9 protein-coding genes and 1 tRNA gene are annotated in these 12,428 nt (G+C 41.7%); 7 read left to right on the top strand and 3 right to left on the bottom strand.

The window, feature by feature from the left end:
* Positions 1 to 4: 4 nt before the first annotated feature.
* The 6 genes from larB (at position 5) to DESMER_RS12060 (ending at position 6,334) form a co-directional block, all read left to right on the top strand.
* Complete coding sequence (gene larB, locus DESMER_RS12085; protein ID WP_014903337.1) at positions 5 to 784, top strand: nickel pincer cofactor biosynthesis protein LarB; 780 nt, start codon at positions 5 to 7, stop codon at positions 782 to 784.
* The gene (gene larC, locus DESMER_RS12080; RefSeq protein WP_014903336.1) at positions 781 to 1,524 is read left to right on the top strand and encodes a nickel pincer cofactor biosynthesis protein LarC; all 744 of its coding nucleotides are present in this window, start codon (positions 781 to 783) and stop codon (positions 1,522 to 1,524) included. The genes larB and larC overlap by 4 nt, the downstream gene beginning before the upstream one ends.
* 14 nt (positions 1,525 to 1,538) lie before the next feature.
* The gene (locus DESMER_RS12075) at positions 1,539 to 2,483 is read left to right on the top strand and encodes a rhomboid family intramembrane serine protease (RefSeq protein WP_014903335.1); all 945 of its coding nucleotides are present in this window, start codon (positions 1,539 to 1,541) and stop codon (positions 2,481 to 2,483) included.
* A gap of 182 nt (positions 2,484 to 2,665) precedes the next feature.
* Positions 2,666 to 4,678, top strand: a complete 2,013-nt coding sequence (locus DESMER_RS12070; protein ID WP_014903334.1) for a penicillin-binding protein — start codon at positions 2,666 to 2,668, stop codon at positions 4,676 to 4,678.
* Positions 4,679 to 4,752: 74 nt separating this feature from the next.
* The gene (gene pepV, locus DESMER_RS12065; protein WP_014903333.1) at positions 4,753 to 6,150 is read left to right on the top strand and encodes a dipeptidase PepV; all 1,398 of its coding nucleotides are present in this window, start codon (positions 4,753 to 4,755) and stop codon (positions 6,148 to 6,150) included.
* 108 nt (positions 6,151 to 6,258) lie between these two features.
* Positions 6,259 to 6,334 (top strand) — tRNA-Lys (locus DESMER_RS12060).
* Positions 6,335 to 6,436: 102 nt separating this feature from the next.
* Here DESMER_RS12060 and DESMER_RS12055 read toward each other — a convergent pair.
* The 3 genes from DESMER_RS12055 to DESMER_RS12045 form a co-directional block, all read right to left on the bottom strand.
* Positions 6,437 to 6,952 carry a CarD family transcriptional regulator gene (locus DESMER_RS12055; protein WP_014903332.1) on the bottom strand — a complete coding sequence of 172 codons (516 nt, stop codon included), beginning with the start codon at positions 6,950 to 6,952 and terminating at the stop codon, positions 6,437 to 6,439.
* A gap of 328 nt (positions 6,953 to 7,280) precedes the next feature.
* Entirely contained in the window at positions 7,281 to 9,119 is a 1,839-nt protein-coding gene (locus DESMER_RS12050; RefSeq protein ID WP_014903331.1) for a methyl-accepting chemotaxis protein, read from the bottom strand.
* A 14-nt stretch (positions 9,120 to 9,133) separates the two neighbouring features.
* Positions 9,134 to 11,287, bottom strand: a complete 2,154-nt coding sequence (locus tag DESMER_RS12045) for a GGDEF domain-containing protein (protein ID WP_014903330.1) — start codon at positions 11,285 to 11,287, stop codon at positions 9,134 to 9,136.
* Between the two features lie 375 nt (positions 11,288 to 11,662).
* On the opposite strand from DESMER_RS12045, the gene DESMER_RS12040 reads away from it, so the two are divergent.
* Complete coding sequence (locus DESMER_RS12040) at positions 11,663 to 12,391, top strand: zinc dependent phospholipase C family protein (RefSeq protein ID WP_014903329.1); 729 nt, start codon at positions 11,663 to 11,665, stop codon at positions 12,389 to 12,391.
* Positions 12,392 to 12,428 lie beyond the last annotated feature (37 nt).

Here is a 12,428-nt window from a genome sequence, read left to right as displayed (position 1 = left end):
ACTTATGAATGAAGAAACCCTAAAAGCCCTGCTCGACTCCGTACATCAGGGAACCTGTTCCCCAGATAGTGCCTTACAGCAATTAAAGGATTTGCCTTATGAAAACTTAGACTTTGCCAGATTGGATCATCATCGAGGACTGCGAACAGGGCAATCAGAAGTGATTTTCTGCCAGGGGAAGCAACCCGAACACATAATAAAAATTTTAAGACACCTGGGCGACAAAGAACTTAATGTATTGGCAACCAGACTAGATATACCCACTGCCGAAATAGTCTTGCCTCACTTTCCGGATGCTTTGTATGATCGACAAGCCCGCTGTCTTCTGCTCAGACCTCTTGCAGAACCAACCGTTCCCGGTAAGATTCTGATTATGACGGCCGGAACTGCGGATTTAGCTGTAGCTCAAGAAGCATTGCTGACGGCTCGTTTTATGGGGCATGAAGTTGACACCTTGTTTGACGTGGGAGTTGCAGGTATACATCGGTTGTTAGAGCAGAAAGAACTTATGGATAGAGCAGAGGTAATTATCGTTGTTGCCGGAATGGAAGGGGCCTTAGCCAGTGTTGTTGGAGGTCTAGTCGAACAGCCGGTTATTGCTGTACCAACCAGCGTTGGCTATGGTGCACATTTCCAAGGTCTTGCGCCACTACTCAGTATGCTGAACAGTTGTGCTTCAGGAGTTGGAGTAGTTAACATCGACAATGGATTTGGGGCTGCCTCTCTGGCTTCTGCAATAGTACGACGCATAATGAGAGCTGGGAAGAAAGGGGATCTAACTTGAAAATACTATACTGGGATGCCTTTGCAGGCATAAGTGGAGATATGGCCTTAGGGTCTTTGATAGCCTTAGGTGCTGATCCGGAAATCATCGTTAAGCAGCTTCATTCAATTGGCTTAACAGAATTTGTATTGGAAGTGAAGGAGCGCCAAGTTCACGGCATTCAAGCGACAGATATCAATGTTGTACTTCAACCCCATGAGTTGGAGTGCCCTAATCAAGATCATCATAGCCATTCCCACCGCCACCTGCCGGATATTCAAACTATGATTCTTAGTGGGGATTTATCTGAACGGTCTAAGAATACTGCCCTTAAAGTCTTTACTGCTTTGGCCGAAGCTGAAGCCTGTGTTCATGGAACGACGATTGATAAGGTTCATTTCCACGAGGTTGGGGCTGTGGATTCCCTGGTGGATATAGTTGGGACGTGTATTGCTCTGGATCAGTTAAACATAGATTCTATCCTTGTATCGACCTTGCCCTGGTCACATGGTTTTGTTAAATGTGCTCATGGAACGTTACCTTTGCCCGCACCTGCTTCCCTAATGCTTTTGAAAGGTTACAAATTTCGAGAATCTGGAATTACCGGCGAATTGATTACTCCGACAGGGGCAGCACTGATTCGTGCCTTAGCAAAGCAATCTACTTTTCCGGAAATGGCTTTGCTTAATGCGGGATATGGTTCCGGGAAAAATGATTACGGTATACCTAGTCTGCTGCGGGCAGTGTTGGGAGAAAATTGAAACAGAGGTGAGATATGTTCCCTCAAATATTTAATACTCTTCAACAATCAGGCTGGAAACTCGTTGCCTTAGAGGGCAATTGGGTATCTGCTACTCATGAGTCCCTGAATAGGGGACTGATTTTTGGCAATCTTAATGAACTTCCTCAAGACTTTAAGCCAATCTTACAAAGCAGTGATTTATCACAATGGGATGTAATTGTATTTTGTCCTCAGGGAATAGACTCATCTGATTTAAAAAAACATCATTTTGCGGGTCTTCAGCTATGGTATTGGGATATTCAGACAGGCAACCTCTTTCCGTTCCCACCAACAAATGATACCTTGATTCCCAACTGGCTGCGACAACTGGCCAGTGGAAAGGATGCTCTATCTGGGTTTGCCAAACCGGATGTTGAGGACTTTAAGCCATTTTTAACTTACGTTCTTTTCGGTATTAACATAGTTGTCTTTATCCTAATGACTTTAGCAGGGGGATCAGAAAATCAATCTGTCCTGATTGCCTTTGGAGCTAAAGTTAACCCGTTAATTCAGGCAGGCGAACTATGGCGTTTTCTGACAAGTGTTTTTATCCATATCGGGTTTTTACATCTTCTCTTTAACCTCTATGCACTTTGGTCTTTAGGCCCCATCAGTGAAAGAAATTTTGGGCATTGGCGATTTTTGGTGATTTATATTATGAGTGGTCTGGGGGGATCCATCGCCAGCTATTTCTTTTCAACGGCCTTATCTGCAGGAGCTTCGGGTGCGATTTTTGGGTTATTAGGAGCGCTTTTGTATTATAGTCTAAAAAGACCATCCCTCTGGAAATCCGGTTTAGGGATGAATTTAGTCATAGTTATAATTATCAATTTCGGATTTGGGCTTACTCAACCAGGGATTGATAATTATGCCCACCTGGGAGGTCTGATTATTGGCTTTCTAACGACGATGCTCCTATCAAAACTAAGTGTAAATTAACTCAGTGCAGCGTGCTAATTGTTCCAAGTGTTTCAAAAAAATACCTCTATAGCGGTGTGTATTATTCTCTTTTCAAGGGACAAAATAGAATCAAGAGCTTGCGGTTTCTTAGCAAGGTGACTTCGTAACGGGTCATCGTTAGTTAAGAAAGCGTAAGTTCTTTTAGGCATAGGAGGGGCACTGTGAAAACTAAGTCAAAGGTGAAATATTTTTCTCGCGATCGTTGGGTTCAAGTGATTTTACTGAGTGTAGTCGTAATAGTGTTTGGCAGGCTCGTCTTTCTCCAAGTTGTACAGGCATCTGACTTAAAGGCCAAGGGTATTGAGAGACGTACTATTGATCAGAGCCTCAGGCCTGATCGAGGGGTGATTTTTGATGCTCAAGGAAATGTATTAGCACAAAGTATTCCGGTAAAACAAGTATATGCTGATCCAAGGACTCTCGATAGCACAATCGAAAAAAACCAATTTAAAAAGAGTAAGGATGATGTGGCTAAAGAACTGGGCGGCATCCTAGAGGTAGATCCCCAAGAAATACTGGACAAATTAAACAAGGATCTCTCCTGGGTAAATCTGGCTCACCAAGTTGAGGTAGCAAAAGCTGATGAAATATTAGCCTTAAAGATACCCGGAGTTGGTTGTTCCGATGAAGAGAAGCGTATTTATCCCATGGGTGTTTTTGCTTCCTCTGTTCTTGGAATTGTCAATCAAGATGGTCATGGGGTGGAAGGTGCTGAATACTACTATGATAAGGAGTTGTTTGGCAAACCCGGGTTTCAATCTAAAGAACAAGATACAAGAGCCCGCTCAATCTTGGACGCCCTTAATCAAGGTGACCCGTCAAGACCCGGTAACTCAATTAACTTAACCATAGATTCAACAATTCAATACTACATTGAGCAACAATTAGATGAAGCTCAAAAAGCAACGAATGCTAAAAGTGTCACAATTTTGGCAATGGATCCAAAGACAGGTCGAGTGCTGGGCATGGGTTCACGTCCATCCTTTGATCCGACTGACTACGCAAAGGTTGCCCCTGAGGTTCGGAGAAATTTAGCCATTAGTATGTCCTATGAACCGGGCTCAACCTTTAAGATTATTACAGGAGCTGCGGCTTTAGAAGAAGGCCTTATTCAACCGGATGAAACCTTTGACGATCCCGGTTTTTTAAGGATTCCTCCTCTCTATATAACCAACTGGGATTCTGACCAAAAGCCCCATGGCTTCATTACCTTTACAAAAGGAATGCAGCTTTCTTCTAACGTTGTTTTAGCACAAGTCGGAAATAGGTTAGGTAAAGAAAGGTTCGATACCTACCTAAAGGCCTTTGGCTTTGGACAAAAAACCGGCATAGATATCTCAGGTGAGGAAAGTGGATTACTCTTGCCCGCAGAGAGGGTGCGTGATATTGATGTTGCCACTATGTCATTTGGACAAGCCAACTCTGTCACTCCGATCCAACTGCTTACGGCAATATCAGCAGTTGCCAATGGCGGTACTCTCTACCGGCCCTATATTGTTGATAAGATTTCATCCTTTGATGGTCAAATTGTTCAGCAACAAAAACCAACTCCTGTTCGGCAAGTTATATCGCAATCAACGGCAGCTCAGATGACTAATATTCTCGAAGAAGTTGTCTCCAATGGAACAGGCCATACAGCCCATATTCCCGGCATCCGCGTAGCTGGGAAGACTGGAACTGCTCAGAAGGTAGATCCTGCAACCGGTGCTTATTCAAAAACAGACTTCGTTGCTTCCTTTGCAGCTTATGCTCCTGCTGAAGATCCTAAGATTGCGGTACTTGTAATAATTGATACTCCAAACACAGAGGATGGACATCAGGGGGGTACCTTGGCAGGCCCTAGGGCAAAAGCAATTATTGAGGGTGCCCTGCAATACTATGGTCTGCCGGTGGCTAACGATACTCAGAGCACTGTGACTATTTCCCCCAGTGATACAGCTGTTAGACCCGCCCCTCAACAGGTTGTTCCAGAGCGGGTACCTGTTGGAGGAGAAATTGTCATTCCTGATCTTACAGGGATGACAATGAGGGAAGTAGGGGAAACCCTAGCAAAATCAGAGCTGCATTTTAACTTCTCGGGGACCGGATTAGCAATCCAGCAGTCCCCGCAACCGGGTAAGATTGTAATAAGAGGTTCGGCAGTCGAGGTGAAGTTTTCACCCATATCTCAGTGATGAAGAGTTTATCATTTCTTAAACAGGGTAAGCTAGGATGACTTAGGTAAATAATTAATTCGGAGGAATAATATATGCATCTCGATCAACAGATTGATTCAATGAAAGCTGAAATTATATCCGCGGTACAAGCTTGTATCCAAATAAAGAGTGTTAAAGACGAAGAACATATTTCCAAGGGTGCCCCCTTTGGATTGGGAGTTAAAGAAGCTTTAGAGTGGACCTTAGACCTGGGAAAATCCTTGGGTTTCCAGGTCAAAAACGTTGAAGGGTACGCAGGTCATATTGAGATGGGAACGGGTGAATTGTTAGGTATTCTTGGTCATCTTGACGTTGTTCCGGAAGGAGATGGCTGGTCAGTGCCGCCTTATGGTGCAAATATCGTAGATGGCAAGATTTTTGGTAGGGGAGCCTTAGATGATAAGGGACCTTCCTTGGCGGCTCTTTTTGCCATGAAAGCCATTAAGGATGCCAATATCCCTCTGAAGATGAGGGTTCGCCTCATCTTAGGTACTGACGAGGAGTCAGGTTGGGCAGACATGGATTATTACTTTAAAAAAGAAGAAACCCCGCAAATGGGATTTGCTCCCGATGCTGAGTTTCCTGTAATTCACGCCGAAAAAGGAATACTTCATTTAGAAATCTCAAAGCCCCATTCACCATCCTTTGCCCACATTGTTAGTATTCGCGGCGGAGAACGAGCAAATGTTGTTCCGGATCGCTGCGATGTTATTCTCCAAGGGCTCTCTTATGAAGGTATTGCCCAGCAATTAGACAATTATGTATTTCCGGAAGGAGTAAGTGCGTCAATAATCAGCAAGAAATCCGAGTCCGAAATTAAGCTGCTTTTCCAAGGAACAAGTGCCCATGGAAGTCTCCCCCAAAATGGCAAGAATGCTGCGCTTTACGCTGTACAATTTCTTAAAACACTGCCACTGAGCGCTGAAGAGCAACAAACCCTTGATTTTATCTCGGTCTATCCGGGAATGGGCTTCCACGGAGAAGGATTTGGGATAGCCTTGAGTGATGAACCCTCCGGTCAACTTTCACTTAATCTTGGCATTTTAGAGATGACATCAATTAATACTCGTTTTGTAATTGATATCCGTTATCCGGTAACTTATAAGCGAGATGAAGTTTTTCAGCCGATTAAAAAAATTGCTCTTAACCAGCAATTTAGCGTGGAGATCATTAATCATCAAGAAGCCCATCATGTTCCCAAAGACAGCCCCTTGGTGCAATCTTTGCTGAAGGCCTATGCAGAGGTAACAGGCCTGGAACCATATGCCTTCGCAATTGGCGGTGGAACTTATGCCAAGGCCATTCCCCAAGGAGTAGCCTTCGGACCCGTCCTTCCCGGTGAACCGGATGGAATTCATTGTCCTGATGAATTTATTTCTATCGATAACCTGCTTTTAACCACTAAAGTTTATGCTCAAGCTATTCTGAATTTGGCTGCTGACATTAATTAAATAACCGCTAGAATAACTTGCTATATAATTAAAATATAATCATATAGCATAATAAAAAAGTTATTGACAGTAATAATCTACTGGGGTATAATTCTAAATGTCGCTTGTGCGCCACTAGCTCAGCTGGTAGAGCATCCGACTCTTAATCGGCAGGTCCCTGGTTCGAATCCTGGGTGGCGCACCAAATTAACTATTCTCCCGCAAGTAATTGCGGGTTTTTTTATTATACTGTGATTTCATGAAAGTGGTAAAATATTGTAACAGAATTTAGACAAAAAAAGAACAGTTAACATTGTGTTAAAACTGTCTCTTGTTTGAAAATTAATAGCACTTCATCTAACAGAAGGTCGGCTTGTTCCTGCGCAATTCCTTTGACTTGCATAACCTCGCTGATAAACATCCGACGGGCACTGTTTAACATAGTCTTGTCTTCTGCTCCGAGCTGTTTTCTTTGGTTTTTTCGCATTAAATCCCGAATGATTTCAGTTCCCTTGTAAATATCGCCGGTTTTTATTTTGCTTTTATTTAGATCTCTACAATAACGGCGGTCTTCATAGATACTTGGATCTGTATTTCCAATGTGGAAATCTGTAAGAATATTTTCTAAGATATCCGGCTCAACTATCTGACGGATACCAAGCGTCGTAGCTTTTTCTATCGGAATAATAATTTGCATATTGTTTTGAGGCATATTCAATTTATAGAAAAGCTTGTTTTTTCCCAATACCTCTCGCTCTTCAATAGCTTCAATAATACCTACACCAAGCATTGGATAAAGAACTTTGTCGCTAATTTGAAACATTAATCCACCTCCTGAGTGATCTTTATAAGTATAACATAGAATTAGTTGATTGGCAAAATGATATATATTAACATATTAAATAAGTATTTGTCAATATATATATTTGCTTTTTTTAGCTATTACTTCAAAATTTTCTACGTATTAATAAAAGTCAAGGATAATCATTCTATGCAAAAATTTTATTCTTTTTCGTAAAGAAGAGCGACAATGCTATCTAACAGTCAAACCATTTGGAAACACCAAATACAATGAGGCCTAGCTAAATGCTGACCTCATTTTAGAGCTTGTAATAAGATTTCTTTGTATTAAATGGTTCTAGAAAGTGTTTCTAGAGTCTAAAGCTGCTAACCCCGATTTGCAAATCTTGAGCTGAATTTGTTAAACTCTGGCAAGAAAGGCTTATCTCATCAATAGAACATGTAAACTCCTCAATTGCCGTTGAAACCTTGGAAGCCTGATTGGCATTGACTTGACTGACCGCACCGATTTCCTGTACACCTGAGACAATTTGTTGGCTGCCTCCTGCCATTTGCTGGATAGAAGAGGAAATGCCGCCTACTTGTCCTGAAACTTCATTAACCATTTTAAGAATATCATCAAGACCATGACCAACGTTATTTACTGCTTTAATTCCATCATTAACGTGAATCTCTTCAGCAACCATTGCCAGATTTGCTTGAGAGATGTTTTCCCTGTTAACAACCACCAATTCAGCTATTTGTCCGGTTGCTGCTTTGGCTTTTTCAGCCAACTTTCGCACTTCATCCGCTACTACAGAAAAACCACGGCCCTGTTCACCGGCCCGAGCAGCTTCAATAGCGGCGTTCAAGGCTAATAGATTTGTTTGTTCCGTAATAGTGGTAATTAAGCGAGCAATGTTGGCGATTTTCTCCGAGCTATCAGTCAGTTGATTTATAGCACCTTTGACAAGTAGAGTACTCTTACTGATGTTTCCCATTTGTTCTATGGCCTGACTGAGAGCTCTTTGCCCATTTTCCGTAGTAATAGCCGTTTGAGAAGCTAGGTTCGTAACATGCTGACCTGCCTCAGCAACGGTCTGAATATTGGCGTTTATTTGTTCAATGGCTGCTACAGTCTCGCTGACTGCAGCAGCTTGTTTTTCTGTACCACAGGCAACTTCTGTAACGGCCACAGCGATTTGCCCGGAGGCCATTGAGCCTTGTTCAGTAATCTTTAAGAGCTGAGAGGCTGATAAGGCAACATCTTCGGAGGAATCGGAGACTCGTCGAACTAATGTAGCTAGACTTGTTGTCATCTGGTTAAAGGCCTGGGCTAATTGTCCTGCTTCGTCTTTAGATTTAGAGCTGATCTGGTTTACCCTAAGATTTCCGGAAGCCAGTTCTTGGGCATTGGTAAGCATTATTTGCAGAGGTTTGGAGATTGCTCTTGCTACAAGAGCCCCAATGGCAACAGCCAATACGGCAGTCACAAGGGGGAAGCCGAATAATACTTTCTCAGCCTGGAGGAAATTTAAATTTTCGCGCACAATGGTACTCTTTGCTTTCTGAGCACTAAATTCAACTAACTCAGGAAGGAGGGTGTTAATCTCTTCTAAAATTGGCGTCAGGTTATTCACATAGTAGGAATATGCAGCCTGCTTGTCATTACTATCGATCATCGGGACAATCTGCTGCCATTCTTCACTGAATTTTAAAAGATTATCTCTTACTTTAGCTAATTTAATCGTTTCCAAGGATTCCTGGGCCAGAGGGGTATAGTTATCCAGAGACTCATTGATTAAACTCAGTAAAACTGTGGTCTGAATGAGAAGGTTTTGTTTTTGAGAAGGATCAACGGGGGCTAAGAGCAGCTCAGTATTAACACTACGAATCATTCGCACATTGGCATGTGCATCATTGATTAGTTTTACAGAGATTAGAGAGTTTGAATAAATTTCATTCATGGCTACTTTAGCTTGCCGATAATAATAATAGCCCAGATAACTTAGTCCCAGCATAAAGAGTATCATGACCACGACTAAAGCATTGATTTTAGAAAATGTTTTCCAATTCTTAAACCAAGTAAATTTCGGTCTTATGGTTTTTATCAATTTGAAATGGGGTAATATAAATTTTGGTCGTCCAAAGCTTTTACGACTATAGTTATGGAAACTGAATTTAAACTTGCTTAGATTAAAACTCTTCATTGATACTGTTCCCCCTAGCGCAATATATAAGAGTTTCCTCCTATTGCCTTTACTTCTTTCTTGATCTGAGCGGCTCTTTCAGAGACGAGTAAGGGCGTGCTGCTATGGTCTGGATTTATGATGAGACCAGCTAACGCAACACTTAAATATTCTGATCCAGTGATCTGCAGGCAAGATTGCTCAAACTGATGGAGGATCTCCTTTGCTAACTGTTCCAGACCTGTAGGCGAAGAGATAATAATAAAGTCATCACCGCCGATATGACCGATAAAGGAATCCTCAGCCAGGTTTTGAGATGAATTAACCAAAACCTCACTTAATACTTTGATAGCTACATCACCCTGCTGAAAGCCGTATTTATCGTTGTAATATTTAAATTTGTTAAGATCTACATAAATTAGACCAAAGGTCGTCTTGCGATCTAAGTGTTGGCGAATTTCTTGATCGATAAGAAGATTGCCGGGTAATCCGGTTAAAGGGTTAGCTCCTTTGGCAATTTGAATTTGTCGCTCGGCCATTGTTTTGATTAAATTAGCTACTGAGACCATACCTACTGGCTTACGTTGATTAGCAACAATAATCCCGTCATATAGCTGTGAACCTGAACGTTGCATAGCTAGACTAGACACCACTTCTAAGGGAGTGGTGTCTTCAACAATTAAAGGATTGGTATCCATCAGAATTGTTACAGTTCGTTCTAAATAAAGTGTAACACCGTAGCGAGTACCCAAAGCGGCAAATAGCCTATCCCGCTGCATGACGCCAACTAAACGAGAGTCTTCTATAATCCCTACTAACCATAGATGAGGATGTTCGCGAAAATAAGCTTCAACTTCATTGACCAGGGTATGAACCGTGAAGAGAGGTAAGGGTTCGACCATGGAAAGAATTGAGTTTTGTTCAATAGACTTATGACGAAGTGTTGGACTTAATATTTCTTTAAGCGGATTAAGGATGGGTCGTTCAAAGCCAGGACTTGCTATGTAGAATCCTTGGATGTAATCCACCCCTAATTGAACAACCGTACGCATTTCTTCGGCAGTTTCTACGCCTTCGGCGATGATGCGGCAGCCTATACGTTTGGAAAAGGTTACGAAGGTTTCTAATAAGGCCCATTTGATGGGATCAGCATTTACACCTTTGATCAAAGAGCGGTCGATTTTAAGATAATCAGGGTGAAGTTCCGCGACAGATTGCAATGAAGAGTAGCCGGCACCCACATCATCGAGGGCAATTAAATATCCTTGATTTCGATAATGGTCTAAGGCATCCCGAAAGGTAGAATAGTCCTCGATGGAGCTTCTCTCGGTGATTTCCAAGACAACGTCCGCAGGAGTTAAGCCTTTTTCATTGAGTAGCTTTCTTGTGTTTCCCGAGCCGAATTCTGGATCAATAAGTACGAGAGGGTTAATGTTGAGAAAGAGACGTTCTTTATTCAGAGAAATCTGGGGGAAGGATGAAATGGCTTGGCGGCGGCAAAGTGTTTCGATGGGATAGAGGAGACCGATCTTTTCTGCAAAAGGGAAGAGGTCGGCAATATTGTTGAAGCAAGTAGAGTTAGGGATACGAGCTAGTGCTTCAAATCCGAAGACTTCTCCACTTCGCGCATCAATGATAGGTTGAAAAGCTGCCTTCAAGTGTTTGCCCGGATCATCGATTAAATAGGCAATTTCTTGACGGCGGGCAAAAAAATTTGGATCAGGCTCTGATTTATTAAGCAGAAAAGCTTCTTTTACGGCAGCATAAAGTAAATAATCGGGACTACGAGTAGGTTCATTGCTGCACTGGGCGAGTCCGGAGCGAAGACTTATTTTCTCATTAACTAATTTCCGTATTCGATGGTTAAACCTTGTTTCCAGAGGAGTTATCCATTTTTCGATAACTTCTGTAATATTCCAGGAAATGTTTTTGCCAGGTACGAAATAAACGACAAAATCGTCCCCACCACGAGATTCAAAATGAGAAAACAGGTAAAGGTTACGTTGCTGTTTAATCGTTTGATTGATTTCACGCTCAATTTCGTCGAGGATTTGTCTGCAGATTTTATAGCCGTAGCGAAATTCCACCTCCTGAAATTTAACAATATCCAGGTATAGGACCCAGATCGTTTTGTCTTCTCTTAAAAGACGGCATAGTTTTCGTTGGCTCATATCTACCGACTTAAACATTAGAAAACTCCTTTTTATTCAAACACTTCCTTGATATCAGCATGATTTATAAATATCCTTACTAAATAATAATGTCTTATTGTAAAGGTTTGATGAACTGAATATTAATTTAGTGTTAAATATATCCTCTATATGCATCCTTAACTAGTTTATGATTAGTTGAAGAGTAATTGTTTCTGGTTTTATCTTATTCTGGTAAGATCCTCAGTATATCTTGAGGAAATAACTCAAATTTAACAAATCCTATGGAATTTTAACCAAGGAATAATATTTTCTTTACACTCATGACGTAAAATTGATCTCAGATTAGAAAATGAATAATTGCTTCTTTTAATCTGCATTTCTACTATAAACAAGAAGGAGAGGTTATTTCATATGTATGAACGGATTATTGGTCAAACACTTAGCAGAATGACGAAAATACTACTTGCTCCAACAATTCCCTTGCAATATTTTCTGGACGCCCCCGGTGTAACCCATGTGCATTGTCTTGAAGCAGCCTATAAGATATTGAAGTCTGATGGTAAAGAATTGACGGCAAGTTTATTTGAACTCTATCACACCGAACTTACAGGGGGGTTATACTGGGCGGATCGCGGATGGAAAAATATTAATCATTTTTACAGTCATCCAAACAAGCAAGGAATCTCTGGGTGGCCTGATGCGACTGCGGAGTGCCAATACTATTTCAATAAAGCTATTAGTTTTTTGCCTAGAGATATTGCCAAAGGAATGTTCTTTTTTGGCGCAGCCCTACACCTAGTGCAGGACATGTGCGTACCACACCATTCACTGGGCATACTTTTTGACGGACATAAGGAGTTTGAAGCATGGGCCTCTCAAAATTGGAGCAGGTTTCCTGTCGAGTGTGGCATGTATCTGCCCTTTTCTCACCCCGCTCAATGGATTGACTACAATGCTCAACAATCACTTCCCTTGTTCAGTTTGGTTTCCCAAAAGGATGGGTGTTCAGAAGAAAGCTACGAAAAAGCTTCTAAAGTCCTAATCCCTTTGACAATTTCTACCACTGCAGGATTTTTAGAGTTTGCTGTCAAGTTATTTGACGACAGACGATTACGAAATGATGCCCGAGAGCATTGTTGAGATCACACTTAACCGGCTTATTCCAAGAAAGCAAGAG

It is taken from the genome of Desulfosporosinus meridiei DSM 13257, from assembly GCF_000231385.2.
Classification (GTDB): domain Bacteria; phylum Bacillota; class Desulfitobacteriia; order Desulfitobacteriales; family Desulfitobacteriaceae; genus Desulfosporosinus; species Desulfosporosinus meridiei.
The sequence above is the reverse complement of the archived record's forward strand: the minus strand, read 5'-3'. Positions and strand labels throughout refer to the sequence as shown.

Coding starts and splice junctions, on each gene's coding strand:
- larB (WP_014903337.1), top strand. CDS start 5: ATGAATGAAGAAACCCTAAAAGCCCTGCTCGACTCCGTACATCAGGGA.
- DESMER_RS12075 (WP_014903335.1), top strand. CDS start 1,539: ATGTTCCCTCAAATATTTAATACTCTTCAACAATCAGGCTGGAAACTC.
- pepV (WP_014903333.1), top strand. CDS start 4,753: ATGCATCTCGATCAACAGATTGATTCAATGAAAGCTGAAATTATATCC.
- DESMER_RS12055 (WP_014903332.1), bottom strand. CDS start 6,952: ATGTTTCAAATTAGCGACAAAGTTCTTTATCCAATGCTTGGTGTAGGT.
- DESMER_RS12050 (WP_014903331.1), bottom strand. CDS start 9,119: ATGAAGAGTTTTAATCTAAGCAAGTTTAAATTCAGTTTCCATAACTAT.
- DESMER_RS12045 (WP_014903330.1), bottom strand. CDS start 11,287: ATGTTTAAGTCGGTAGATATGAGCCAACGAAAACTATGCCGTCTTTTA.
- DESMER_RS12040 (WP_014903329.1), top strand. CDS start 11,663: ATGTATGAACGGATTATTGGTCAAACACTTAGCAGAATGACGAAAATA.